General features: G+C 55.8%; 23 protein-coding genes. 16 read left to right on the forward strand and 7 right to left on the reverse strand.

Features of this window, described 5'->3' with window-relative positions; genetic code table 11:
- Positions 1-92 precede the first annotated feature (92 nt).
- From EGY12_RS04825 to EGY12_RS04835, 3 genes are all read left to right on the forward strand, one after another.
- Positions 93-1,034, forward strand: a complete 942-nt coding sequence (locus tag EGY12_RS04825) for a nucleoside hydrolase (protein WP_123892738.1) — start codon at positions 93-95, stop codon at positions 1,032-1,034.
- Positions 1,035-1,221: 187 nt separating this feature from the next.
- Positions 1,222-2,001 carry a winged helix-turn-helix domain-containing protein gene (locus EGY12_RS04830; RefSeq protein ID WP_123892739.1) on the forward strand — a complete coding sequence of 260 codons (780 nt, stop codon included), beginning with the start codon at positions 1,222-1,224 and terminating at the stop codon, positions 1,999-2,001.
- A complete protein-coding gene (locus EGY12_RS04835) occupies positions 1,982-2,470 on the forward strand; it encodes a hypothetical protein (RefSeq protein WP_123892740.1) in 489 nt (162 codons plus the stop codon). The genes EGY12_RS04830 and EGY12_RS04835 overlap by 20 nt, the downstream gene beginning before the upstream one ends.
- Before the next feature lie 70 nt (positions 2,471-2,540).
- Here the strand turns inward: EGY12_RS04835 and EGY12_RS04840 are convergent, their stop codons facing one another.
- A complete protein-coding gene (locus tag EGY12_RS04840) occupies positions 2,541-3,317 on the reverse strand; it encodes a winged helix-turn-helix domain-containing protein (RefSeq protein WP_123892741.1) in 777 nt (258 codons plus the stop codon).
- A gap of 461 nt (positions 3,318-3,778) precedes the next feature.
- Between EGY12_RS04840 and EGY12_RS04845 the strand changes: the two genes are divergently transcribed.
- The 13 genes from EGY12_RS04845 to EGY12_RS04905 all read left to right on the forward strand — a co-directional run bounded on the left by EGY12_RS04845 (position 3,779) and on the right by EGY12_RS04905 (position 15,652).
- Positions 3,779-4,339, forward strand: a complete 561-nt coding sequence (locus EGY12_RS04845) for a fimbrial protein (protein ID WP_123892742.1) — start codon at positions 3,779-3,781, stop codon at positions 4,337-4,339.
- Between the two features lie 83 nt (positions 4,340-4,422).
- Positions 4,423-4,968: a fimbrial protein gene (locus EGY12_RS04850; RefSeq protein ID WP_172962901.1), complete on the forward strand. Its 546-nt coding sequence runs from the start codon at positions 4,423-4,425 to the stop codon at positions 4,966-4,968.
- A 36-nt stretch (positions 4,969-5,004) separates the two neighbouring features.
- Complete coding sequence (locus EGY12_RS04855; protein WP_123892744.1) at positions 5,005-7,545, forward strand: outer membrane usher protein; 2,541 nt, start codon at positions 5,005-5,007, stop codon at positions 7,543-7,545.
- A 29-nt stretch (positions 7,546-7,574) separates the two neighbouring features.
- On the forward strand, positions 7,575-8,321 hold the full coding sequence (locus EGY12_RS04860) for a fimbria/pilus periplasmic chaperone (RefSeq protein ID WP_253722932.1): 747 nt from the start codon (positions 7,575-7,577) through the stop codon (positions 8,319-8,321).
- Between the two features lie 36 nt (positions 8,322-8,357).
- Positions 8,358-9,008, forward strand: a complete 651-nt coding sequence (locus tag EGY12_RS04865; protein WP_123892746.1) for a fimbrial protein — start codon at positions 8,358-8,360, stop codon at positions 9,006-9,008.
- Positions 9,001-9,519: a fimbrial protein gene (locus EGY12_RS04870; protein ID WP_253722934.1), complete on the forward strand. Its 519-nt coding sequence runs from the start codon at positions 9,001-9,003 to the stop codon at positions 9,517-9,519. The genes EGY12_RS04865 and EGY12_RS04870 overlap by 8 nt, the downstream gene beginning before the upstream one ends.
- Positions 9,520-9,538: 19 nt before the next feature.
- Entirely contained in the window at positions 9,539-10,018 is a 480-nt protein-coding gene (locus tag EGY12_RS04875) for a fimbrial protein (RefSeq protein WP_123892747.1), read from the forward strand.
- A gap of 9 nt (positions 10,019-10,027) precedes the next feature.
- Positions 10,028-10,552, forward strand: a complete 525-nt coding sequence (locus EGY12_RS04880) for a fimbrial protein (protein ID WP_123892748.1) — start codon at positions 10,028-10,030, stop codon at positions 10,550-10,552.
- A 70-nt stretch (positions 10,553-10,622) separates the two neighbouring features.
- Positions 10,623-11,471 carry a hypothetical protein gene (locus EGY12_RS04885; RefSeq protein WP_123892749.1) on the forward strand — a complete coding sequence of 283 codons (849 nt, stop codon included), beginning with the start codon at positions 10,623-10,625 and terminating at the stop codon, positions 11,469-11,471.
- A 40-nt stretch (positions 11,472-11,511) separates the two neighbouring features.
- The gene (locus EGY12_RS04890) at positions 11,512-12,420 is read left to right on the forward strand and encodes a hypothetical protein (RefSeq protein WP_123892750.1); all 909 of its coding nucleotides are present in this window, start codon (positions 11,512-11,514) and stop codon (positions 12,418-12,420) included.
- Positions 12,421-12,711: 291 nt separating this feature from the next.
- A complete protein-coding gene (locus EGY12_RS04895) occupies positions 12,712-13,182 on the forward strand; it encodes a LuxR C-terminal-related transcriptional regulator (RefSeq protein WP_123892751.1) in 471 nt (156 codons plus the stop codon).
- A gap of 336 nt (positions 13,183-13,518) precedes the next feature.
- Positions 13,519-13,767, forward strand: a complete 249-nt coding sequence (locus EGY12_RS04900; RefSeq protein ID WP_123892752.1) for a hypothetical protein — start codon at positions 13,519-13,521, stop codon at positions 13,765-13,767.
- 217 nt (positions 13,768-13,984) lie between these two features.
- Entirely contained in the window at positions 13,985-15,652 is a 1,668-nt protein-coding gene (locus EGY12_RS04905; protein WP_123892753.1) for a PglL family O-oligosaccharyltransferase, read from the forward strand.
- 61 nt (positions 15,653-15,713) lie between these two features.
- Here the strand turns inward: EGY12_RS04905 and EGY12_RS04910 are convergent, their stop codons facing one another.
- From EGY12_RS04910 to EGY12_RS04935, 6 genes are all read right to left on the reverse strand, one after another.
- Complete coding sequence (locus tag EGY12_RS04910) at positions 15,714-16,478, reverse strand: CDP-diacylglycerol diphosphatase (RefSeq protein ID WP_123892754.1); 765 nt, start codon at positions 16,476-16,478, stop codon at positions 15,714-15,716.
- 107 nt (positions 16,479-16,585) lie between these two features.
- Positions 16,586-18,031, reverse strand: a complete 1,446-nt coding sequence (gene tldD / locus EGY12_RS04915) for a metalloprotease TldD (protein ID WP_123892755.1) — start codon at positions 18,029-18,031, stop codon at positions 16,586-16,588.
- A gap of 7 nt (positions 18,032-18,038) precedes the next feature.
- A complete protein-coding gene (nit1, locus tag EGY12_RS04920) occupies positions 18,039-18,899 on the reverse strand; it encodes a deaminated glutathione amidase (protein ID WP_123892756.1) in 861 nt (286 codons plus the stop codon).
- Complete coding sequence (gene yhdP, locus EGY12_RS04925) at positions 18,896-22,699, reverse strand: AsmA2 domain-containing protein YhdP (RefSeq protein ID WP_123892757.1); 3,804 nt, start codon at positions 22,697-22,699, stop codon at positions 18,896-18,898. The genes nit1 and yhdP overlap by 4 nt, the downstream gene beginning before the upstream one ends.
- An 87-nt stretch (positions 22,700-22,786) precedes the next feature.
- Entirely contained in the window at positions 22,787-24,256 is a 1,470-nt protein-coding gene (gene rng / locus EGY12_RS04930) for a ribonuclease G (protein ID WP_063988560.1), read from the reverse strand.
- A gap of 38 nt (positions 24,257-24,294) precedes the next feature.
- Positions 24,295-24,879 (reverse strand): nucleoside triphosphate pyrophosphatase, encoded by a 585-nt coding sequence (locus tag EGY12_RS04935; RefSeq protein WP_049201455.1) that lies wholly within the window; start codon positions 24,877-24,879, stop codon positions 24,295-24,297.
- Positions 24,880-24,929 lie beyond the last annotated feature (50 nt).

The raw sequence follows: 24,929 nt of genomic DNA on the forward strand, positions 1-24,929 counted from the left end.
TTTGATGCCGTTAACAAAAGCATCATCGGCATTATCTCATGCCGCCGCGCTGCGTTATGCTGCGGGAACCTCTCCCTGCATCAGGAATAACCATGAAAAAAATCATACTGGACTGTGACCCTGGGCATGACGACGCCATCGCCCTGCTGCTGGCCTGGGGCAATCCGCAGATCGACCTGCTGGCGGTCACTACCGTGGTGGGTAACCAGACGCTGGACAAAGTGACGCGCAACGCGCTGGCAGTAGCGCGCATCGCCAATATCACCGGCGTGCCCTTCGCCGCCGGCTGCCCGCGCCCACTGGTACGTAATATCGAAGTGGCGCCCGACATTCACGGCGATTCCGGCCTCGATGGCCCGGTGCTGCCGGAACCCCACCTGCAGTTGGACTCGCGTCACGCAGTGGATCTGATCATCGAAACCGTGATGGCCCACCCGCCCGGCAGCATAACGCTGGTGCCGACCGGAGGCTTGACCAATATCGCCATGGCGGTGCGCAAAGAGCCGCGCATTGCCGAACGGGTCAAGGAAGTGGTGCTAATGGGCGGTGGCTATCATGTGGGCAACTGGAGCGCGGTAGCGGAGTTCAATATCAAAATCGACCCCGAGGCGGCGCATATCGTGTTTAACGAAAAATGGCCGCTGACCATGGTCGGCCTCGATCTTACCCATCAGGCGCTGGCTACGCCGGCAGTCTGCGAGCGCATCGCCGCTCTCGGCACCCGGCCGGCCGCCTTCGTCGGCGAACTGCTGGCATTCTTTGGCCGTATGTACCAACAGGCTCAGGGTTTCAGCGCCCCGCCGGTGCACGATCCTTGCGCGGTGGCTTACGTGATCGATCCGAGCGTGATGACGGTGCGCAAAGCGCCGGTGGATATCGAGCTCACCGGCACCTTGACGCTGGGTATGACGGTCGCGGACTTTCGCGCGCCGCCGCCGCCGGATTGCCACACCCAGGTCGCGGTCAAGTTGGATCAGGATAAATTCTGGGATCTGGTGGTGGATGCGCTGGAACGAATTGGCGAGGTGGAGTGAGGTTCAGGAGCATTGATAAAGCCGCCCGGTTTGGCATCGCCGGGCCGGCCATACATTTCCCTCGCGTATAACAACACGCCTCTCACCGGCGGCCCCACAAAATATTCCCATTTCCTCCCCGCCTCATTACAATGTTAGGAATATTCTTATAATAAAAATATTTTTTCTCTAGGGCCAAATTAACTCCATGAAATTTATCATTAATAAGAGAATCAGGTATCACGAGGATAATTCCAGCATAGACACGCTGGACGACTCGGCAGAACCGATTATTCTGACGGCTACGCTCAACCGGCTATTGGCGCTGTTCGTCAAAAACAACAATCAGGTACTTTCCAGAGAACACGTGTTGGCGAAAGTTTGGGAAGAACACGGGCAGGTCGCCTCCGACAATAACCTGAATAACTCGATGTCGGTACTACGCAAAATTCTGGCTGCGCTCGGTGAAGAAGATATTCTGGTCACGCTGCCCCGACAAGGTTTCTCATTCACTGCAAAAGAAATCAATACAATAGATGATCAAACGATCATTAATGAGCAAGCAAGTAGCTTCCAGGCCGCCGCCGCCCCATCTTCTCATCCTCGACTCAAGGCAGCGCTGTTGCTGCTAACGCTATTGCTCAGCGGATGGCTGGCATTTCTGTTGCTGACCTATAAAAATAGCGCCGGTATCTCTCCGGATGACTCTTTGGAACTTGGCACGATTGACCACTGCCAGGTCTACATCATGTCTCCCCACCATAAAATTTCCCGTAATCAGCTGAGTCTTGAAAAAGTGGCGAGCAAAGCCCGACAGTTCGGTCTGGACTGCCACATAGACGCCAAACTCTACTATTACGACGTTGGCCTGCTTACCCGAGGGAACGGTGGCAAAGTTCAGACTCGTTTTATCGCTTACTGTCCGCTGACACCTGGCACCGGCAAGATCTTCCGCTGCGAAAATTATTATGAAAATGAAACGATTTAACGCTATTCCGATCAAGGCCTACGTTGCCATCTTACTTGTGCTCTGCATCGCTATTGTATTGCTGTCTATGCAAATGCGCCGCGGAAATACGCCAGGTGCCTGCGCAACCGTACTGCAAACGTTCATCACCGTCGCTCAACGGCCTACGCATGGGGTGATCCTGGTGAACACCGTCCCCTCCGTTCCAGGAAAAATGAAAATGTTGTTTAGCGGCAAGATGCAAGAGGGAGAAAAATCGTATACCGTCTCCAGAGAACTGCTTATGCAATATGATTACAACGATGCGTATTATCCTATGACGGTGGAACAAAGCATCACCAGGGCCAGAGATACCCTTTCACAAACTCAGCTGGATAAGCTTTTTCCACGAGAAGGGCAATACCTGCATATCAAGATCGACCGCCTTGACGAAAACACTTACGCTTTTTCAGACAATCATTCCCCTATGTTCGTCTGCACCACAAATTAAAGCCATGACGATTTGATAAGGAGAGGCGTTTTATCCTCTTCCTTATCAAAATATTCAGGGAAAAAATGAATTAATTTCTACGCCCATTCCTGGGTTGTAGTTCAGCACCCGAGTTTTTACAGGGTGAAAGCACATCCACCGGGCAATAGGCCAGCATCATTCTCTGTCCTTCGACTCTGCCATAGTAATAGACATTCGCGCTCTGACTGCAATCAAAACCGGCCTGAGAAATCGCTTTGCCTATCTCACCCAGGTCCGCACTCTCATTCTTGATAATGTAAATCTCACAGTGTTTATAAAAACCTTTTCGAGCAATGTTCATCGTTGCCGACGGTTGTTGGCCCATCCTACCCATAAAGAGGAAGATTTCCATCAACAGCAACGCCAACAGAATAAAAATCGTCAAGGCACACACAACGATACCCATGCCTTTATTATCACCTCTAAACCCACCTTTACGCCATCCGAATCGTTGTACAGGATCACTTGCACTCTCATCATCAGAATTCACAGGAGCGTTCTCTTCCCTGATGCTGTCGGCAGAAAATTTAAACCCCTGCCTTGGATAGGTAATTAAAATATCGTCTTCCCCCAATTTGGCAAACGAACGTCTCAAACTGGAGGCATAGGTATTTAGGTTATTGTTTGACGCTTTAAGACCGTACTCTTCCCAAACATCACTCAACAGTTTTTCCCGGTGAACAATCTCCCCATTGTTACGAACAAAAATGGACAGCAGACGGCGGGTTGGATTTTGCAGCAAAGCCTTGCTACCGTCATCATTTACCCGCTCAAGCGTGCCCTCCCCCTCATTATAAACAATGGTTTCATTTATTATAAATTTCATACTTCAGTCCATTTAACCTACCTGTCCGATGTCAATATTGCTGCCTTCGAAGTTTTTTTTCAATTCATCAAACCACTATAACATCAGATTAATCCCAATAAATGCTAGAGCAAGGTTAATTTAACCTAATAAGAGTCACCCCATTCACTTTTACATTCGGGTAATGGAATAACAAACAGAATAAAAACCTATGAATAACTAATTATCTTTATATAAATCCTAAGTTTTAATAAAAACCATTGTTAATGTTTCGATAATGAGTTTTCCCGGGTAAATTGGAGTCACTGCCAAAGCACGGGAAAACGGCTTTGCCAGAAAACTGACATCCATGGCGAAAATATGAAAACGCGAAAATCAGCAACAAGCAGGAACATCCCCTCTTAGCGCTGAAAGTTACTTATTATCGCCAATCGGAAAATATCTAAAGACACTTATCCTTTTAAGGAACGTAAGGGATTTATATGAAACTGAACAAAATTATGATGGCAGCGGTATTGGCTTTCGGCGCGACCTCCATGATGGTGAACGCTGCACCTACAGATCAGGGCCACGGCACTGTGACTTTTAAGGGTTCCATTATCGAAGCGCCTTGCTCCATTACCCCGGAAACCGTGGACCAGACCGTCAATCTGGGCCAGGTATCCAATGTTACCCTGAAAGATGGCGGCCAATCTTCTCCGAAACCTTTCCAGATCAAACTGGAAAACTGCGACCTGAACCCTGGCGATGCTAACGGCGTTGGCAAGAACAACGCAGTGGCCATTACCTTTACCGGCGCATCTTCCGTTGATGATGAGAAACTGCTGGGTATTACCGGTACGGCTAAAGGCGCAGGGATTGCGATTACCGATGGTTCCGGCAAACTGATTGCACTGGGTAAGGCAGCTAATGCTCAAACTCTGGGCAACGGTAATAACACCCTGAATTTCTCTGCTTATCTGCAAGGCAGTAATGCGTCAGGTGCAACCATCACTCCGGGTGAATTCCAGTCTGTCGCCGACTTCACCTTGGCTTACCAATAATTAACGATTAACAATAGCTCGGCATGCGGGTTAACCCGCATGCTTTTTTAGCGGTGGGAGCGTTTTTTAATAGGGTACCTCAAATGAATTATTCCCCTGGGAAAAGAACATTCCCCTGCATATTGATTTTTTTATCGCTAAACCTTACGGCTTCAGCGAATGATTTCACCCCATTTCAGGGGCGCGTCAATATGCAAGGGAGTATTTTTGAGGGCGCGTGCGCCATCGCTGCCGGAAGTCAAGAACAGATTATCGATCTGGACATCTTGCCGACGGCAGAAATTATACGCACTGGCCAAAGTGCCGCTCACCCATTTTCCATTGAACTGATTAATTGCCTGATTACTTCATCAGAAATTGAACAGCAGAATTCAAAACGCTTTCAAATGACCTTCGACGGTGAAGCGGATGGCAATTTATTTAGCGTAAAGGGAGAAGCAAAAGGCATTGCATTACAAATTGCTGATGAATCAGGAAACATTGCCGCGCCTGGGGCACCATTATCGCCCAAGGCATTCTCACTAAACGCAATGCAGCTGAGCTATAGCTTGAGGCTAATCAGCAATAATCAACCGCTGCATGCCGGCGCTTATTCATCCGCTGTGCGGTTTACATTGGATTATTACTGATAACGATAAAAAGATTAAATAACAGGGTTGATAGCTATGGTGTTTTCTCTCGCAGGGAAGCGGTTTCGCATTCGGTTATTAAGCGTCTGTATTTTCCTGGCATATGGCGGTGCACAGTCTCCGCTCTATGCTGAAGATGGTATTCAATTTAATACCGACGTGCTGGACGTTAACGATCGTAAAAATATCGATCTGAGCCAATTTACCCGCAGCGGTTACATCATGCCTGGCGCCTACACCATGGTGGTGTATCTGAATAAAAATGAATTGCCGGAACAAAGCATCCATTTTTACCCGCCGGATAACGATCCCCAAGGTAGTCAAGCCTGTCTGCCTTTGGCACTGGTGGATGACTTGGGGCTGAAACCGAACATGCGGGGCACATTGACCTGGTGGCATAACGGCGAATGTTTGGATCCCGCCAGCCTGAAGGGCATGGAAATGCGCGGCGATCTGGCTACGTCCGCGTTGTATCTGAGCATTCCGCAGGCGTACCTGGAATATACCGCGGAGAACTGGGATCCGCCCTCACGCTGGGATGAAGGTATTCCGGGGCTGCTGTTTGACTACAACCTCAACGGCCAGGCTCAGCGTCAACAGCGTAACGGCGCCAGCGGCTACAACCTGAGCGGCAACGGCACCGCCGGTGCCAACCTGGGCGCCTGGCGATTGCGCGCCGACTGGCAAGGCCGTCTCGATCACCAAACCGGTTCCGGTCAGGGTACCCAGCAGCGGCTGGACTGGAGCCGTTACTACGCCTATCGCGCACTGCCGGCGCTGCGTTCACGGCTGACGCTGGGTGAGGATTACCTTAACTCGGGCATGTTCGACAGCTTCCGCTTCAGCGGGGCCAGCCTGGTCTCGGACGACAACATGCTGCCGCCTAACCTCCGCGGTTATGCGCCCGAGGTGGTGGGGATTGCTAAAAGCAATGCCCGAGTGATCATCAGCCAGCAAGGGCGAGTGATCTACGAAACACAGGTGGCAACAGGGCCATTCCGCATCCAGGACATTAGCGAAGCGGTATCCGGCGAGCTGGACGTGCGGGTGGAAGAACAGGACGGCAGCGTACAGGAGTTCAAGATGAATACTGCCAGTATCCCGTACCTGACGCGCCCCGGCTCACTGCGTTACAAACTGGCGGGCGGCAGACCGTCCAACTGGCAGCACCGTAGCGAAGGGCCGTTTTTCGGCACCGGTGAGTTCTCCTGGGGGGTAAGCAACGGCTGGTCGCTGTATGGCGGTGCCCTTCTCGGCGGCAACTACAACGCGCTGTCGCTGGGGATTGGCCGCGATTTGATGGCGTTTGGTGCGCTGTCGTTTGATGCGACCCAATCACGGGCGCGCCTGCCTCAGCAGGACGGCACGCTGAGCGGCGGTTCGTATCGCCTGAGCTATTCAAAACGCTTCGACGACTACGACAGCCAGGTGACGTTCGCCGGCTATCGCTTCTCGGAGCGGGATTTCATGAGCATGAGTGAGTATCTGGATGCGCGTCGACATGATTACCGGGTCGGTAACAACAAAGAGATGTACACCGTGACCTTTAACCAGCAGTTCCGGGATATCGGCTTGAGCATGTACCTGAACTACGACCACCAGACCTATTGGGACCGACCGGTGAACGATCGGTACAGCCTGACGCTGGCCCGCTATTTCGATATCGGCCGCTTCAAGAACTTAAGCGTATCGCTGGCAGGGTATCGCAACAAGTACTACGGCACCAATGACGATGGCGTCACGTTGTCGCTGTCGATGCCATGGGGCAACAGCGCTTCCCTCAGCTACAACACGACGGTGAACCGGCGCGACAACAGCCACCGTGTCGGCTATTACAACCGGATTGACGAGCACAGCAACTACCAGTTGAGTGCCGGCAGTTCACGGCAAGGCGCCAATATGAACGGCTACTACACCCATGAAGGGGATATGACACAGGTCAGCGCTAATGCCAGCTATCAGGAGGGGAGCTACACCGCGCTGGGGCTCTCCGCCCAGGGCGGTATGACGATTACCCCAGAAGGCGGCGCGCTGCACCGCAACGGCATGCCGGGAGGCACCCGCATGTTGCTGGACACCGGTGGCGTGGCCGGCGTGCCGGTGCGCGGCTATGGCAGCACCGTAGACACCAACCGCTTTGGCAAGGCGGTGGTAAGTGATGTCAGCAGTTACTACCGCAGTAACGCCAGCATCGACGTAAACAAGCTGCAAGACAACGCCGAAGCCACCAAGTCAGTGGTACAGGCCACCCTGACCGAAGGGGCTATCGGCTACCGTAGGTTCGATGTGATCGCCGGGGAGAAGGCGATGGCGGTCATCAGGCTGGCGGACGGCAGCACACCGCCGTTCGGCGCCACGGTAATGAACGCGAAAAAACAGGACACAGGGATAGTCAGCGACGACGGCAACGTTTACCTGAGCGGCATTCAGCCGGGTGAAAGCATGACTGTGCATTGGAACGGTGCGGCGCAGTGCGCCATTAAGCTGCCGAACACGCTGCCGAAAGGCGAATTGAACAACCTGCTGCTGCCGTGCCGCACGCAACAGGAAAGCACAAACCCTAATTTGAATCAGTAAGAGTGAGCGTTATGAAGATGAAATCGTTAATGACCCCATACCACCTGCCCCTCGTCACTTTGCTGGGCGCCCTGGTGGCCCCCCAGGCGCAGGCCGCGATTGCGTTGGATCGCACCCGCGTGGTGTTCGACGGTGGGCAGAACTCGGTAAGCCTGAACATCAGCAACCAGAACAAGCAGCTGCCGTACCTGGCGCAGGGCTGGCTGGAAGATGAACAAGGTAACAAAATCCAGAGCCCATTGGTGGTGTTGCCGCCGGTGCAGCGGGTAGAACCGGGCAAACCAAGCCAGGTGAAAATCCAGGCGCTGCCGGCCGCCAAGCAGCTGCCGCAGGACAGGGAGACGCTCTACTACTTCAACCTGCGCGAGATCCCACCACGCAGCGACAAGCCGAATACTCTGCAAATTGCACTGCAGACGCGCATCAAGCTGTTCTATCGCCCGGCGGCGATAACGCCGACCCAGGCGCAGATGGCCACCCCATGGCAGGAACAGCTGACGCTGAGCAAACAAGGGGATAAATACGTCGTTAACAACCCGACGCCGTATTACGTGACCATCGTGGACGCGGCCGCCAGGAAAGGCACCGCTGGCATAAAAGGTTTTGAACCGCTGATGGTCTCACCGAAAGGTGCCACCGCGCTGGGCGTCAGTGCCACAGCGTTGGGTGCCAGCCCGGTGCTGACTTACATCAACGATTACGGTGGCCGGCCGCAGCTGACCTTTAACTGTACGGGTAACGCTTGTCAGACATTACCAGAGAAAAGCAAGTCATAACCTGTCGGCTGCAAACGGATGCCTGGAGACTACGTGATGCGAAATATAAACAACAAGCTGGGCTGCCGTGACTGGCAGTATTACCTGGTGCTGGTGGCGTTGGCATTGATGCTCCCACTTGCCGTCACAGCGGCATTGTGGCTGTTGCCGGCAGCTCACGGAAAAACAGCGGGCAGTGATGAACTCATCGGCGGCACGCAAGGCGTATTGTATGTCCGTGGCGCCTTGACGGAGAGCGCCTGTCGCCTGGAAATGAAGAGCGCTTACCAGGATATCCAGTTGGGTGAGATCGCCACCGGCCGGTTGCAAAATGTCGGCGAAAGGGGCACCGGAGTCGGGTTTGAACTGCATTTGCAAGACTGCCTGCGTAGCCCTGCGAGCTCCCTGGATAACCGAAGCGGCACGATAGTATGGGCCCCGCAGCAACCGGCAGTGACCGTGAGTTTCAACGCGCCGGCAGACGCCGATAATCCACAGCTGGTGCAGGTGCGGGGCACCTCCGGATTGGCGCTGCGCATGCTCGATCCGCAAGGGCGGGACGTACGCCTCGGCAGCCGCGGACAACCGCTATTGCTGACCCCAGGGCAAAATACGTTAGCCTATCGCGTTATGCCAGAACGTACCCGAGCGCCGCTGGCGGCGGGTTCTTACTTCGCCTCTGTCGATTTTCGACTGAGCTATGACTGACAAGGAAGAAAAGATGAGGCGAAACGGGCCGGCATGGGCAGGGCTGCTAGTGGCGATGGCAACGTTTACCGGCGCAGGACACGCAGCAACGCCTATCAACATTTCAGGTACGGTTGTTAACCCGCCTTCCTGCGTGGTGAACGACAACAAGACGATTATCGTGAATTTTGGTAATGACCTACTGACTACGAAGGTAGACGGTAATACCTATATGAGAGAAGTCGATTACTCGTTGTCGTGTAATAGCAACAACAGTAACGCCGTGAAAATGCAAATTCAGGGAACCGCCAGCGCCTTCAATAACAGCGCCTTGCAGGTCGTAAACCATGCAGACCTGGGAATTGCATTGCGCGTCAATGGGCAGCCGTTACCGATTAACAGTTGGTTGAATTTTACTTATTCGCAAACGCAGCGCCCACTGTTGCAGGCCGTGCCGATAAAACGCCCTGGCGGCACGCTGCAGGCCGGCTTTTTCAGCGTTGGAGCCACGATGGTGGTGGCGTATCAATGAGTAAACAGGGAACACAGCCATGATATCACTACGTGCTTTCGCCGCCGCGCTACTGTTGGCAACGACTCCAGGGCTGGCCGCCCCTAATATGTCGTTTTACGGCACGCTGAATGCTCCCCCGCCCTGCACCATCGATGACGATCAGTTGATTGATGTGGATTTCGGTGAGCGAGTAGGCGTGAACAAAGTGGATGGGAAAAATTATATTCAAACGGTGAATTACCACATCACCTGTGAACCTGGCAGCACCAGCGGATTCACGCTGGGGTTACAAGTTATCGGCACTCCTATCGATTTTGACAGCGCGGCTCTGCAGACCAATATCTCCGGATTGGGGATACGCTTGCTGCAGAACGGCCAGCCCATGCAGCTTAATCAACGTATCAAAATTGAGGGCAAGGCCCCTGAGTTACAAGCGGTACCGGTGAAGAAACCAGGAGTGGAGCTTAAAGCCGGCGCCTTTACGGTCACTGCCACGATGTTAGCGGATTATCAATAAGGACCGGTTATGCGTAAAACGACAATAGTACTTGCCGGTCTGTTGGCTGGATTGGCCGCCACACCGGTTGCCGCGAACAATATGAAACTACATGGCGCGCTGGTGGCGGAGCCTTGCACACTGGCGCCAGGAGACGAAAGCGTTCTGTTGGAATTTGGCACCGTGATCGACAAGTACCTTTACCAAAACCAGCGCACCCTGGGCAAACGCTTTCAATTACGGCTGCTGGATTGCGATACCAGTTTGGGAACCTCGCTACAGATCAGCTTCAGCGGCCCTGCCAGCCAGGCATTGCCGGGGTTGCTGGCGTTGGAGGCCGGCAGCCAGGCCCGGGGCGTGGCGATTGGTTTTGAAACGCCACAGGGGGTACCTTTGGTATTAAATGAGTGGAGCCAAAACTACCCATTGAGCAAAGACAATAACGTTATCGCGCTGCAGGCCTTTATTCGAGCAGAGCCAGATGCTATCGCGAATAGAAAAATCACGCTGGGAGAGTTTACGGCAACAGCAACCTTCTCTTTAAGGTATGAATAACACCCGCTGAAGCTTGATTAATACCACTATTAATTTATCACAAGCCAGCGTTCCGATTTAAAGGTGGGGTATGTCTATTCGATTTATTAAAAAAATCAGTTTCCTCGTCTTTTTTCTATACCAAGGGAGCGTTTTTGCCATACATTATAATTTTCAGCGAAGTTACTATTCACTTCCGCCAAATTATGTCGTCGATGCTACTCTTTACGACATCTTTGGGCCAAACCACTTTGAAAACCCATGTGAGGGAAAGAACTGTGACCTGGGCCTACAGATTTATAGATACCCAGACAATACGTCTGTTGAAGATGGTTATCCTCAAGGGGCCGTAACCTATTTCGCCTATTCTCCGCGATGGCTTTCCACTGCCCGTAATATGGGGGAGGTGGCAGAGGGACTACAAAGCCTGGTCCCCATAAAACGCCGGGTTTACCAAGGCCCAATAATGAGTGGTAATGACAACGTCGGCGTATGCATGGTCTATCGGCTTAATGGCCTTGTGCGACCATTGACGGCTCATGGGATTCATATCTGTGGTGTCACTGATTTAACGCCGCCGCCACAGTTGGTTTGGTGCAACCCAACATCGGGCAGTATCAACTTCAACTATGGCCCGATAAGCAGCGCCAGCCTTAATGGGCTGCAAAAATCTGCCAACTATACGGCCTGGTGCAACAGAAGTGTGACGGCGAAAATTTATGTGAAGAACCTAAACAATGGGAGACTGTATTTACGTCCGGATAAAAGCATTTACGCCGATCTGACCATTGACGGAAAAGGATTGGATACAGGCATTCTCTATCAATTTACTTCAGGGGTGGGATCCGCCTTTACTATCCGTTCAAAGTTAGGCAGTACCGGTGATGTTGAAACGGGAGGCTTCAACGGGAGTACGGTGATCTATATTGATATACAGTAATTTTTAATTATTTTTTAGATGCCCAACGTAGGGAGGCGCATTGAAAACTCAATCTTTATCTAAAATAACCAAATTATCATGCTTTCTCGCCTTTATCGCTATTAGCGAAGGGGCGCAGGCTGAAAAAGTGAGTTATAAAATAAGCGGCCCGACATCGGGAGGGTATATTAACATTGATATGACCATTAACCATTTAACATCGGATGACTTTGGTCACTCAAGCTCTGAAAGAGAGTACTATTGTTCGATGGGGTCTAATCGACAGCAGTGTATAATGTCTGCAATCGTTTCTTGGCCAACGGTTGGATATCGACCATGGGATGATAGCTATACGCCAGAGCGCCCAAGGCTCACTGTAGCGCAAGGGGTGGAATTTTTTAACGGAAAAACTTTTCGAGTCACTTTAACTGAGAAAGAGTATAACTTGAATGTCGCTACTGGTGGTCAGCCATGTATAAAATTTTCTTATTTTTGGGCACCAGATCGTCTCCCGAAAGGTGTTTCATCTTGTGAAGGGCAGATACCCAAACCACCGATCCCGGGGCCAGGTCCTGGGCCAGGACCATCGCCGCAGCCTTTAAACTGCAACATGAGCATTATCGGCAGCGGATTTAATTTTGGCACTATCCCAGCTAATGGCATGGAGGGCAAGAGTACAACCAGCATGGCGAATATACAATGCAGCGGCAAAGACAGTGACAGCGCTACGGGGCGGTTAACGTTAACTGGCGTGGATGGCACGGATAAGGCAAAAATAAAAAACAGCCAGGGTGACATTATCAACATTCAGCTCATTGCAGATACCAGCAGTGGTTCTAACATTAAGACGTTTTACGCACAAAATGGTTTTAACATAACTTACATTCTGGTAGCCAGAATATTAACAGCGAACGTTTCCAATTATGGTGAATTCACTGGCCAAGCGATCGCCAAGTTAGATATTTATTAAACCAATAAGGCATACAGTTAACATTTAAATCATACACTGAATAGTCTGAACAACAGTCAGGCAATATCAAATATGAATAAACCTATATCTTATGGCATAAACTAGCGGAGGAAAACGGCAAGGCAAAATGTCAACAAGATAACATAAGGATAGATTTATATGGGCAAATTTATTAATGTAGCCATCATGGATGACAATTCATTTTTCTCCGAGGGCATTAAATGGTTTGTTAATGATTACTTTATTAAAAATGGGAAACTAGTTTAGTTCCCAAATGAAAATAATAAGGCCATGACGATAGACCTTGTATTTTCAGTGGTGCGGTCAGCCAGAAAAGCCTGCTACTGCAATACACAGCTGCCGGTACACCAAAACACGCAATATTTTACCATCAGAGAAGAGCGTGCCAGGGAGGAAATTCTGCCAAAATGTGCTCTAGAGTCTGGCACGCTGTACCGCCATGATACCCAAGCAGCTATTCACCATCTCCTGGATGAAGCATTAAAGAAAACGCCGGGCCATGCCTTCAACCAGTGCAAAACCTGTGAGGGAAGTCGCTTGACGCGGAGGGAAAAGGAGGTGCTTTCTTATCTGTGTCAAAGCAAGAGCCAAACCGAAGCGGCCAATAAAATGCACCTCAGTGTAAAAACGGTGAATGCGCATAAGCAATCAATGATGCGTAAGCTGGATCTAAAAAAAAGGCAGGACTTTATTTATTGGCTGCTCAAGAACGGAAAGCATTATGATATTTCCTCTGATTAGCCTTTAAAGAGGATAAAAGACTTTTCCCTATGACCATGGAAAAAAATCTGTATATCCTTTTTATTCCACTGCTTTTTATTTTTAGTCTGAAGTGCTTTGCCTTGCATCTCAAGAAAGTAAATAAAAAAAAGCCACCCCCTCCATACAGACGAAAGAAACACGGCTGGAGTAGTCGCTTAAGGAAACTAAGGAAATATTTAACAAAACCAGACCCATTCATCTGAAAAATATTAATTAAACTAAACATAAAGAGGAGAGCATTGCGTTAATAAAACCAGCACGATAAGGTTCCATTTGCGCTCTTGCGCACACAACCCCTTTACAAAAGGATTTAAAATGAAAAAATCTCATCTGACGATCGTCGGCTCGTTGTTTTTATTTTCAGCCTTTGCACAAGCAGGCCTGACCGTTAACGGCGAATCCGTCACCCCCGGCAGCCACACCGTTGACAATTCAGGTAAAATTACGCAGACCGGCACAACCGACGGCCAGGGCAACGCCACCGGCGTTATCGTTGGCGGCGGCGCAAATTCAACGTTGTGCGCCAATCCGTTTTTCCAAAAAGTACTGCCTCAGTGCCGTTAATCGCTATTATTTTATTTTTAATACAATACGCCCCACCAGGCGTATTTTTTTATGGGGAACAGAGCATAGTCGAAACGTTGCTTTTTCCTGCTTCATGGACAGCGCCTGAGCGATTTGCGAAAATCCCGAACGGCAAATTTTGACAACACGGAATATCGATAGGGAAAAATCAATATATGTTCGCAATTAACACCCGGTTCAAACGGTGGGTTTTCGCATGATCGAGAAATCTGCCTTTCCGGCGCCGGCTATCGCCGTGCTGCCCCTGCTGCTAATCTGGATGGCGGCGATCCTGCCGTTTTATCACCCCAACATGGGTGGCGGCGGCCTGGCGCTGCCGCAAAATATTCTGGCCTGGGGCGCCATGGCGCTCACCACGCTGATAGTGACCTTCACCGTTTGCCTCGGCCGCGCCCGTCTTTCGCTTACTCCTACCGCACGCCTGTTATTGCTCGGCATCGCCGTGCTGGCGCTGCCGCTGCTGTATACCCGCCCCGAATGGCGTGAAGATGCCCTGTGGCGCTGTGCCGGTTTGTTCGGCGGCTGGCTGTTCTATGTCGCCTGCCTGCAGCTGCGCCCAACCCCCCGGCAGCGCGAGCTGTTACTGTGCGGCCTGCTGTTCGCCGTCGGCGTTCAGGCGCTATTGGCAGCTCTGCAGCTGTTCGCTCCAACTTTGGCCTGGGTGGCTCCCAATGGCAGCCGCGTTTACGGCGTCTTCCAGCAACCGAACGTGCTGGGCAGCTTTATCGCCACCGGTCTGGCTTTAACCCTCTGGCTGCTGCTTGCCCCTCTCTCTGCGCCAACGTGGCGGCGGCAGCTCCCGCTGCTCGCGTTGCTGGTCGCTTTCTCCGCCCTGCTGGTGCTGATCCAGTCGCGCGCCGCCTGGCTGGGTGGGGCCTTGGCGGCAGTGCTGCTGCTGTGGCGCCTTGCTCGCCAGCACCCGGCGGCAAGCCGCTGGGCCTGCGGCGCGCTGCTGCTGGGCATCGGGCTTGGCCTGATGGGGCTGTTCACTGGCCAGCAGGGGCTTATCGCACGCGAAGGTTCTAATTATTCACGTCTGACTATGCTGCAAGATACCCTAAGTATGATCCTGGCCAAACCGCTGCTGGGCTGGGGCTACGGCGGCTTTGAATACAGTTTCGCGCACTTCCGTCTGCAGGCAATGCCCTGGCGAGAAGTACTGGAAGTCGCCGGCCATCCACACAATGAAATCCTGCTGTGGTGGGTTGAGGGCGGCCTGCCGGCGCTGGTGGGTATCGCTATCGTCCTCGTCGCCGGCGCGCTGCTGCTGAAACGCGCCTGGCAGCAGGATCGCAAGCAGCCGGCCGGCGCCCGCGTCGGCCTGTTCCTGGTGCTGCTGCCAATGCTGGTACACACCCAGCTGGAATACCCTTTCTATCTGTCTGCGCCGCATTGGCTGGCGTTTCTGCTGCTGCTGGCGCTGCTGGACGGCCAAACCGGCGAGCCCCGTCCGTTGCCGTTCGCCAAAGCCCTGAGCCTGCCGGTGGCGATTGCGGCGGCCGGCGTGCTGGTGATGGCGGTCTTCGCCTGGCAAGGACGCATGGCACTCACCCAATCGGAGCGCACCATGCTGGCTACCATCGACAGCATCGAACAGATGCCGCCGCCGGCCGCCTGGATCTACCGGGAGCGCAAAACCTTCGACGAGCAATCTCACGCGCTGCTGGTCTATAACCAAACGCGTGATGATGCCCTGTTGACCGGCTATCGGCAGTGGGCCAATGCCTATCTGCAGCGCCGCATCGACGCCAACGTCTACGCTACGCTGATCATGATTTTGCGTTACCAGGGCGCTCAGGCGGAAGCCGACGCTCGCCTGCGGGAGGCCACTTTCCTGTTTGCGCGGGATGCGCGGTTCAGATAGGGCGCATGCAGGTGGGGGCGATGCCTCGCCGCTCTCACCTGCAGGGCTTACCGCCTGGAGATTAACGCGGCAAAATCGCGCATTCTTTATCCAGCAGCGATTCTACCGAGGCGCGGTTGCCAACGTCCCACCCGCGCTTCGAAGCCAGCAAGATAAAACCCCGTTGGCCGGCAAACGTGGTCGGGACGACGGCCACGCCATATTCCGCCAGCTGCGGCGGCGACAGTTGAAAATAATCCGCAAGATCCTTAATCGGGTAGATGCCCATCGCGGTCGGCTGCATCACGCGGCGGGCATAGTAGGTGTGGCGCAACAGCTTATCTGGCAAAGGCCGCCATTGCTCCTGTATGTAGGGGCGTTCCGCCTGCAATTGGCGCCGTACATCTTCGCGCAGACAGGTAAGGTGAATGTGCAATTGGTTCTGGCTGCGGCCGTAAGCTGAGTTGATCGCCATGCCCAGCCTGTCGTCCGGCACCGGCTCTCCATACTCGGCGGCCAGCCGGTAACGCATCAGCCACGCATAGCCAAAATAGTCCGTCCGTTCCTTGGCCAGTAACTGCGGGCTTTCAATACCGGAGAGCGGTGCCGTCGGCACCAGAATAAAGTGGTAGGGATAACGCGGGTTTTGCAGCACGCTAAAGCCCTGTGCTTTCCCCTGCGGCATATAAATCTGCTCACACGGGGCCGGATCGCGCTTTTGCTGATAGTTGGCCATGCAGAGCTTATCGACCACGCCCCACAGCGCATCGGAACGGGCGCATCCCGTCAGGGACAGGACGCCCAACAACAGCAGCCAACGCTGGGTAGACACACCAAAGCACGCCATCGTCATCTTACCCGGAATCATCGCCGCACAGCACGCTTTGCGCGGGCGAAAAAAACTCAATAATGGGGAGTGAACAAGGGGCCATCACATGGCCCCTTGAGGAAAGATTACGCCGTGCCGCCGACCGTCAGCGTATCCAGTTTCAGCGTCGGTTGGCCGACGCCCACCGGCACGCTCTGGCCTTCCTTGCCGCACACGCCCACGCCTTTATCGAGCGCCAGATCGTTGCCGACCATCGAGATCTGCTGCATCGCCTCGATGCCAGAGCCGATCAGCGTCGCCCCTTTCACCGGCTTGGTGATGCGGCCTTTTTCGATCAGGTAGGCTTCAGTGGTGGAGAACACGAACTTGCCAGAGGTGATGTCCACCTGGCCGCCGCCAAAGTTCGGCGCGTACAGGCCATACTCCACGCTGGCGATGATCTCTTCCGGTGTCGATTGGCCCGCCAGCATGTAGGTATTGGTCATGCGCGGCATCGGCAGATGCGCGTAAGACTCGCGGCGGCCGTTGCCGGTCGGTGCGACGCCCATCAACCGCGCGTTGAGCTTGTCCTGCATGTAGCCTTTCAGCACGCCGTTTTCGATCAGCACGTTGTACTGGCCCGGCACGCCTTCATCGTCGATCGCCAGCGAACCGCGGCGCCCTTGCAGGGTGCCATCATCCACCACGGTGCACAGCTCGGAAGCCACCAGCTCACCCATATGGCCGCTGAACACCGAGGTGCCGCGCCGGTTGAAGTCGCCTTCCAGGCCGTGGCCCACCGCCTCGTGCAGCAGCACGCCCGGCCAGCCGGCCCCCAGCACCACCGGCATATTGCCGGCCGGCGCCGCCACCGCGCCAAGATTGACCAGCGCCATGCGCACCGCTTCTTTGGCGTAGGCATCGGCGCGCACCTCACCGTCGACGGTTTCCAGGAAGTAGTCATAGCCGAAACGGCCGCCGCCGCCGCTGGAGCCGCGCTCACGCTTGCCGTCCTGCTCCACCAGCACGCTGACGGAAAGGCGCACCAACGGGCGAACGTCTGCCGCCAGCGTGCCGTCGGTAGCCGCCACCAACACCTGTTCGTAAACGCCGGTGATGCTGGCGTTCACTTCCTGCACTCGCGCATCGGCGGCGCGCGCCACCTTGTCGACGCGGTGCAACAGGGCGATTTTCTCTTCGCGCGGCAGGCTTTGCAGCGGATCGAGCAGCGGGTACAGCGCCCGGTAACCAATCTCGCCCAGAGTGTGCGCCCGCCCGTCGCCTTGTTCGCGCACGATGCTGCGCGCCGCCAGGGCGCTCTGCTGCAGCGCATTCAGGGTGATCTGATCGGCATAGGCGAAACCGGTCTTCTCGCCGCTGACGGCGCGCACGCCGACGCCCTGGTCGATATTGTAAGAGCCATCCTTGATGATGCCGTCCTCAATGACCCAGGCTTCGTGATAGCTCGACTGGAAATAGAGGTCGGCGTAGTCGATACGGCGTTCTGCCAGTTGACCCAGTACCGAGTACAGGTCTTGATGACTCAGCTTGTTGGTAGCGAGTAACTGCTCACTGACAAACGTCAGGCTCATAATGGTTTCACTCTTGATTGGAGGATAACTTGTCAGACGGCACCGTCAGCGACGTCTGGAATCGGTTGTGCTGCAATACCGGCATCTGTTGCCGCAGCGTTTGCAGGCTTGCAGTGTCCACGCGCACCTTCAATGCCGCCACGGCGTCCGCATTTTCGGCCAGCACCTTGCCCCAGCCGTCGACAGCCAGCGAGTGGCCCCAGGTGCGGCGGGTCGGCCCGTGGCGCCCCACCTGCGCCGGCGCCAGGATCATGCACTGGTTCTCGATCGCCCGAGCGCGCAGCAGGATCTCCCAATGCGCTTCGCCGGTGACCCGGGTAAAGGCCGCCGGCACCGAAATCAGCTCGGCACCCTGCGCCCGCAGCGCCTGGAACAGCGCGGGGAAGCGCAGATCGTAGCATATGGTCATACCCAAGCGCCCTACCGGCGTATCCACCACCGTCAGGTGCTGCCCGTGCTGGTAGGTATCCGACTCGCGGTAGTGACCGTGCGCATCATTGATGTCCACATCAAACATGTGCAACTTGTCGTAACGGGCACGGATCTCGCCCTGATCGTCGAACAACAGGCTGCTGGTGGTGATGAGTTCCGGGTTTTCGCGGCTGATTAAGGGCATCGAGCCCACCAGCAACCACACGCCATAACGGCGCGCCAGCTCGCGCACCGCATTTTGCAACGGACCATCGCCCTGTTTTTCCGCCTGTTGGCGGTAGGCCGCAGAGTTGGCGAACAGCAGCGCGTTCTCCGGCGTCATGACCAGTTTTACCCCGGCATTGAGCTGTTTAATCTGCTGTTCAATCTGGGCCAGGTTGTCACGCACCTGATCGCCACTGCACAACTGCAACAACGCAACGTTAGCATTCCTCATGACGCCTTATCCTCCTTTGGCTTACGCAGTACCTCGTTGATCTTCGGCTGGTCGAGATCGCCGCCGATGTGGTAGCGAATCAGCGAAATCTTGCTCCACAGCGGTCCCAGCACCTGCGAAGCGGCAAATACCGCCGCACCGACGATCGGGTTGACGACAAACGCCGTGGCCACGCCGACGGTCGCCGAAATCGCCGGCGCCACCACCGCTTCCATATCGATACGGCGGCGCGCCAGATCGATCTGGCCGCTCATGGCGATATCCGCCGCCAGTCCGTCAACCAACAGGTTGTCAGTATGCATTATGCCATCTTTCAACCAGGCGGTACTGCGGATGGAATCAAAGTAGAAGCCTTTGCCGAAGGTATCGCTGAAATCGAACTGCAGTTTACGCAGCAAGGCGTCGAAGCTGACCAATCGCAGCAACTGACCGGCGCGGCCGCCGCCCATGCTGTCGATCTCGCCTTTGCCCATCTTGACCTGCAGCGCACCGCTCAGCGTATTGACCTGCGGCTGCCACGGTGTACCGTGCCAGTACAGATCGAAGTCCACGTCGTAAGGCGCATCTTTCAGCGGGATAGTGATGCCGAAGAAGGCGGCGGTTTCATCGATCTTGCCGCCAAGCAGCTTGCCTTTCAGCGAGCTGCGCTCTTCCTGCGCATTTTGTTTCCACAGGCCGGTGGCGCTCATGCGGCCTTTGCCGGTGTCGACCAGGCCGTGATCCAGCGTCAGGGTATCCCCCCGATTGGTCAGATCCGCCTCAACCTTGCCGAGGTTTTGCCCCAGCACCCAGCACGACTTGCAGCGCAGCATCAGCGAAGGCCAGTCGCGGAAGGAAATTTTCTCGCTCGACGGCGGCGGCGTACCCGCCGCGTTTTTTGTCTCGGCGAACTGCGGGTTGTAATACAGGTAGTTGATATCGGCGCGCCACGGCCCGCGATCGGCCACCCGCAGGCTGCCGTCCACTTCATCGCTCTTGGCGCTCACCACGGTGGCACCAAGCTGTTTTTCGGCCGACAGCGTCAGCTTATGCCAAGCCTGGCCGCCCAACAGCAGTTGCGGTGTAGTCAACGCTACGGTGGTAGGGAAGCTGAAACCGCCCACCTGACCGTTGCCTCCCCCCTGTTTCAGTGCCGGAGCCAGCAGCGCCAGCCACTGCTCACCATCCAGCGCCGGCAGGTTCAGCGTCATCGACTTACCGGCCGGCAGCGGCGGCGTGCCGCCACCGTTGGTTTGCCAGGCGGCGCGCGTCAGATTCACCTGTTTTTTGTCGAAGCTCCATTCGCTGTTGAAGCGGTTTTGCTTACCCGCGCTGCCGGTCAGCATGAAGCCGTTCAAACCACCTTTGACCTTGACGTTCACCGGCAACGCCTCGCCCGGCGCCTTATCCAGCGGCGAAGGTAAGTGACTGCTTACTCTCTTCAGATCCGCGTCGAGGCCGATATCGTAGCTGGCCGAGCCCTGATGCGGCAGCGTGATGGCCACCTGGCTCTGCCAGGGCGCGCTGCCGCTGAGTGCATCGGCGGCCTCTTTCGGCAGGCCGGGGAACTTGCCCGGCTGCCAATCGCCCTTCAGGCCGACGTCAATCTTGTAGTCGCGAGCGCCTTCCTGCGTGGAAAAGTTGACCGCCACCGGCTGCCCGAACCAGGTGGCAGACAGGGGGTCACTCTGCAGGTTGCCGTTGTCGAAGCGGAATTTGCCGCTGAGCTTTTGCAGTTCGCTATCCAGCGGTTTAATCAGCAACGAATTGTTGTTCAGCGCCACTTCACCGGTCGCTCTGACCTGCTCGCCGTCCAGGGGAATATCGAGATGTAAGCGCCCACTGACATTACCGCCAATCTGCAGCTGATCCAGCGCCGCACCCAGCGAATCGTGCAGCGGCGTCTGCATGAAGTAGTCATGCACGTCGCTGCCTGCGCCCGCCACCTCGGCGTCGATCAACAGCCGCTCTTTCAGGTAATCCGGGATCACCGCGCTGATGTTTTTGCCCGCCACCTTGCCCAACCGGGTTTGCGGCGCATGCATCCACAGCCCCTCGTTGGCGAAGTCAAGGTCGATCGCCAAATCGGTCAGCGCCGGCCAGCCCGGTTGGAACTGGAAGGTGGCGTGGCGCAACGGCACAAAGACTTCGAACTGTCCTTCGTTTTTGCGGTACGGGAAGTGCTGGGGATCGCCGGAATAAATCAGCGTGGCGTTATCCACCTGGCCGCCCTGAATGGCGCCGCTCAGGTAGTCCACCAGATGTTTGCCCATCAGCGGTTCCGGGAAATAGCGCCAGGCGTCGGCGCCGTCATACAGGCGGATGCCCGCCAGAATGTTCAGCCACGGATCGCCCTTGGCCGGCTGCTGATAGCGGAAATCGCCGTTGACCCACAGCGACTTCGCCTTGACGTCCAGCCCCTGGCTCGCCAGCTCCCAACCCCGATCGTTATAGCGCCAGGTCAGCGCGCCACGCGCGCTGCTGACCTCAAGCGGCGCGCGGAACATGTCGCCGTAAGGCAGAGTGCTGTCGGTAAGCCCCAGCGTCAGGCGGCCGTTCTCCACCCCGCCGCTCAGCGCCCCGGAGAAATGGTTGACGCCCGGCAACAGCTCCCAACGTTGCCAGCTGACGTCGTGCCACAGCGCCTGAAAACGGCTCTTTTCCGGCTGCTTCAGCGGGATATCCAGCGCCAAGGCTTCCATCTTCCCCTGCGGCTGCAAATCATTCCAGCGATCGAGCACGTCCGGGCTGAGGAAAGAGAAGGTTGGCAGCAGCGCCGACAGGCGTTCCAGCTGAATGTTGGTCGCGCGTACCCGCAGCTCTTCATTCTGCGGCGGCCCCATGAACTTGGTGTTTTCCGGCAGCCACAGCGCGGAAAGCGTACCCTGCGGCCAGACCTGGCCATCGGTGCTCAACCGCAGCTGTGGCACGTCGAGCTGCCAACCGGTGCCCTGGCGGCGCAGCGACAACGCCAGATTGTCTACGTCCAACCGGTGCTGTGCGGCGCCGGTATCCCAGTTGGCCGCCCCCTGTTTGAGCAGCGCATGGCCGCCGGCAATCTCGCCGTTCTGCACCTGCAGCCAGGCCGCCAGGCTGAAGTCGGCGCTTTCCAGCCCGGTGTTAGCGCGCAGCCAGCGGGTAAACCAGGGTTTCATGTCGATGTTATCGGCCTGCAGATAGACCGTGCCGGTGTCCAGCAGCCCCTGATTGTCGCGCAGATCCATGCGCAGCTGCACCACACCGTGTTGGCCGTTCAGCGTCGACAGGCTGATCTGCCCCTCGGCGCGGTGGCGATCGCGGCCGTTGAGCCAGGTAAGCTGAGGAATATCGAATTCGGCGCGCGCGCCGGCGGGCGTCAGGAATGAGATACGGCTGTCGCGCAGATCGAAGTGGTCAAGCTGGCGCAGCATCAGATCGCTGATTTTACCCGGCTCAAGGCCGTCGCCCTGCTGGTCGCCACCCAGCGTGGCGTTCAGGTCGAGGCGGAATTGATAGAAGGTCAGGTCGCGGAACTGCCAGCGCCAGTGCAGCAGCGATTGCCACACGTCCAGCGCCAGCGTCACGCGTTCGATATGCACATCGCTTTTGGGCAGCGTAACGCTCAGGTTGCGCATTTCAAGCTGTGGGCCGAACGTTTCCCAACTGCCCTGCACAAAATCCATTCGCACGGGCACACCGGACAGCTTCTCCACCTGCGCCAGCAGTTGGGGACGGTAGTCGTTCAGCTTCGGCAGCATCAGGCGCAGCCCGCTGATCAGCAGCGCCACAATCACGATTAGGGTGGCGCCTGTTGCTAACAGAATCCCAGGCAGTCGCCTCACGCAGTTCTCCTTGCTCCGCTGCCTGGCAACGGGAATATCTATGCACTGACGGGCCCGGCATGCCGGGCCCTTACGATGTCGGGCGGGCTACATCATGACGACGTCGAACTGCTCCTGGCTGTACAACGGTTCGATCTGCACCTTTACCTGTTTGCCGACGAAGATCTCCACTTCGGCCAGCGCATGCGATTCTTCGCTCTTCAGCGCTTCGCCGACCGCCGCCGAAGCGTACACCAGGAAGCGATCGGAATCGTAAGCATGGTGCACACGCACAATCTCGCGCAGGATCTCGTAGCACACGGTTTCCACCGTTTTCACGGTGCCGCGCCCATTGCAAGTAGGACAATCGTGACAGAGCACATGTTCAATGCTTTCACGCGTTCGTTTACGCGTCATTTCAACTAAGCCTAGCTGAGAGAAGCCGTTGATCGTGGTTTTTACCCGATCTTTACTCAACGCCTGCTCCAGCGAGTGCAGCACCCGGCGGCGATGCTCTTCGTTGTTCATATCGATAAAGTCGATGATGATGATGCCGCCCAGGTTGCGCAGCCGCAGCTGACGCGCGATGGCCTGCGTCGCCTCGATGTTGGTATTGAAGATGGTTTCGTCGAGGTTGCGATGGCCGACAAAGGCGCCGGTGTTGATGTCGACCGTGGTCATCGCTTCGGTTTGATCGATGATCAGATAGCCGCCGGACTTCAGCTCAACCTTGCGTTCCAGCGCGCGCTGGATCTCGTTTTCCACATCGTACAGATCGAAAATCGGCTGGCTGCCGGTATAGAGTTCGAGCTTGTTGGTAATGTCCGGGATGTACTCGCCGGTAAATTCCACCAGCAGATCGTGCGTCAGACGCGAATCGACGCGGATGCGATCCAGCGCCGCGCCGGCGAAATCGCGCAAGATGCGCTGCGCCAACGCCAGCTCGCCGTACAGCTTGTATTTGGTCTGGTTGCGCTTCTTGCGCTCCATCACCTTGGTCCACAGGCGTTTGAGGAACGCGGCGTCCTGCGCCAGCTCTTCCTCGCCAATGCCTTCCGCCGCAGTGCGGATGATAAAACCGCCCAGCTCGTCGCAGTGCGGCGCAACGATGGATTTCAGGCGCTCGCGCTCGGCTTCGCTTTCAATACGCTGCGAAACGCCGACGTGCGCCGCGCCCGGCATGAAGACCAGATAGCGCGAAGGCAGCGTGATATCGGTGGTCAGACGCGCGCCCTTGGTGCCGAGCGGATCTTTCACCACCTGCACCATCAGGTCTTGCCCCTGGCGCACCAGCTCGGCGATGTCGCGCACGTGGAAGTTTTTCCGCTCGTCACCGGCGACGCATTCGGTATGCGGCATGATGTCGGAGGCGTGCAGGAAGGCGGCCTTGTCCAGGCCGATGTCGACGAACGCCGCCTGCATGCCCGGCAGGACGCGGCTGACGCGCCCTTTATAGATATTGCCGACGATGCCGCGTTTGGATTCGCGTTCGATATGGATCTCTTGCAGAATGCCGCCATCGATATAGGCGACCCGCGTTTCAGACGGTGTGATATTAACCAGTAGCTCAGCTGTCATGCCTTCTCCTCAGAGCCGGTCGATAATGGCAGCGCCCATCAACCGGTTCTTACATCACGTAATGCGACAAAATTACTGAGCAGCTCATGTGTTTCGACCAGCGGCAGACCGACCACCGCGTGATAACTCCCGGTTATCGTTCTGACGAAACAACCACCCTTTCCTTGAATTCCATAGGCGCCCGCTTTGTCCATCGGTTCGCCCGTAGCAATATAGTCGCGGATATCCTGTTGTGACAGGCTGCGGAACGTCACGTCGGTCACCACCAGCTGGCAGCGCACGTCGTGGCGATCGGCGATCGCCACCGCCGTCATCACCTGATGCTGTTTGCCGGACAGGGCCGCCAGCATTTCCGCCGCATGGGCTTCGTCGCGCGGTTTCTCCAGCACCCGGCCGTTGAGCACCACGATGGTATCGGCGCCCAGCACCGGCCGATCTTCCTGCGCCAGCGCTACGCCCGCTTTGGCCTTGTCCTGCGCCAGCCGGCGCACATAGGCTTCGGCGGCTTCGCCTTCCCGGCGCTGCTCTTCGGTATTCGTCAGCAGAATGTCGAACGATACGCCCAACAGGGTCAGCAGTTCACGTCGACGCGGGGAGCCGGAGGCCAGATAAAGCGAAGTCATTGATATACCCTTCATATTTCAAGCTGCAGCGGCGTTGGCTGCCCTCAATC

Source organism: Serratia sp. FDAARGOS_506 (assembly GCF_003812745.1).
Taxonomy (GTDB): Bacteria; Pseudomonadota; Gammaproteobacteria; order Enterobacterales; family Enterobacteriaceae; genus Serratia.

Bases quoted from the DNA above. Each gene is read 5' to 3' on its own strand.
- EGY12_RS04870 (WP_253722934.1), top strand. From the start codon at position 9,001: ATGACTGACAAGGAAGAAAAGATGAGGCGAAACGGGCCGGCATGGGCA.
- EGY12_RS04880 (WP_123892748.1), top strand. From the start codon at position 10,028: ATGCGTAAAACGACAATAGTACTTGCCGGTCTGTTGGCTGGATTGGCC.
- EGY12_RS04860 (WP_253722932.1), top strand. From the start codon at position 7,575: ATGACCCCATACCACCTGCCCCTCGTCACTTTGCTGGGCGCCCTGGTG.
- EGY12_RS04910 (WP_123892754.1), bottom strand. From the start codon at position 16,478: ATGGCGTGCTTTGGTGTGTCTACCCAGCGTTGGCTGCTGTTGTTGGGC.
- EGY12_RS04875 (WP_123892747.1), top strand. From the start codon at position 9,539: ATGATATCACTACGTGCTTTCGCCGCCGCGCTACTGTTGGCAACGACT.
- EGY12_RS04825 (WP_123892738.1), top strand. From the start codon at position 93: ATGAAAAAAATCATACTGGACTGTGACCCTGGGCATGACGACGCCATC.
- EGY12_RS04835 (WP_123892740.1), top strand. From the start codon at position 1,982: ATGAAAATGAAACGATTTAACGCTATTCCGATCAAGGCCTACGTTGCC.
- EGY12_RS04935 (WP_049201455.1), bottom strand. From the start codon at position 24,879: ATGACTTCGCTTTATCTGGCCTCCGGCTCCCCGCGTCGACGTGAACTG.
- EGY12_RS04830 (WP_123892739.1), top strand. From the start codon at position 1,222: ATGAAATTTATCATTAATAAGAGAATCAGGTATCACGAGGATAATTCC.
- rng (WP_063988560.1), bottom strand. From the start codon at position 24,256: ATGACAGCTGAGCTACTGGTTAATATCACACCGTCTGAAACGCGGGTC.
- EGY12_RS04855 (WP_123892744.1), top strand. From the start codon at position 5,005: ATGGTGTTTTCTCTCGCAGGGAAGCGGTTTCGCATTCGGTTATTAAGC.
- EGY12_RS04850 (WP_172962901.1), top strand. From the start codon at position 4,423: ATGAATTATTCCCCTGGGAAAAGAACATTCCCCTGCATATTGATTTTT.
- EGY12_RS04845 (WP_123892742.1), top strand. From the start codon at position 3,779: ATGAAACTGAACAAAATTATGATGGCAGCGGTATTGGCTTTCGGCGCG.
- EGY12_RS04885 (WP_123892749.1), top strand. From the start codon at position 10,623: ATGTCTATTCGATTTATTAAAAAAATCAGTTTCCTCGTCTTTTTTCTA.
- EGY12_RS04840 (WP_123892741.1), bottom strand. From the start codon at position 3,317: ATGAAATTTATAATAAATGAAACCATTGTTTATAATGAGGGGGAGGGC.
- nit1 (WP_123892756.1), bottom strand. From the start codon at position 18,899: ATGAGGAATGCTAACGTTGCGTTGTTGCAGTTGTGCAGTGGCGATCAG.
- EGY12_RS04865 (WP_123892746.1), top strand. From the start codon at position 8,358: ATGCGAAATATAAACAACAAGCTGGGCTGCCGTGACTGGCAGTATTAC.
- EGY12_RS04895 (WP_123892751.1), top strand. From the start codon at position 12,712: ATGACGATAGACCTTGTATTTTCAGTGGTGCGGTCAGCCAGAAAAGCC.
- EGY12_RS04905 (WP_123892753.1), top strand. From the start codon at position 13,985: ATGATCGAGAAATCTGCCTTTCCGGCGCCGGCTATCGCCGTGCTGCCC.
- tldD (WP_123892755.1), bottom strand. From the start codon at position 18,031: ATGAGCCTGACGTTTGTCAGTGAGCAGTTACTCGCTACCAACAAGCTG.
- EGY12_RS04900 (WP_123892752.1), top strand. From the start codon at position 13,519: ATGAAAAAATCTCATCTGACGATCGTCGGCTCGTTGTTTTTATTTTCA.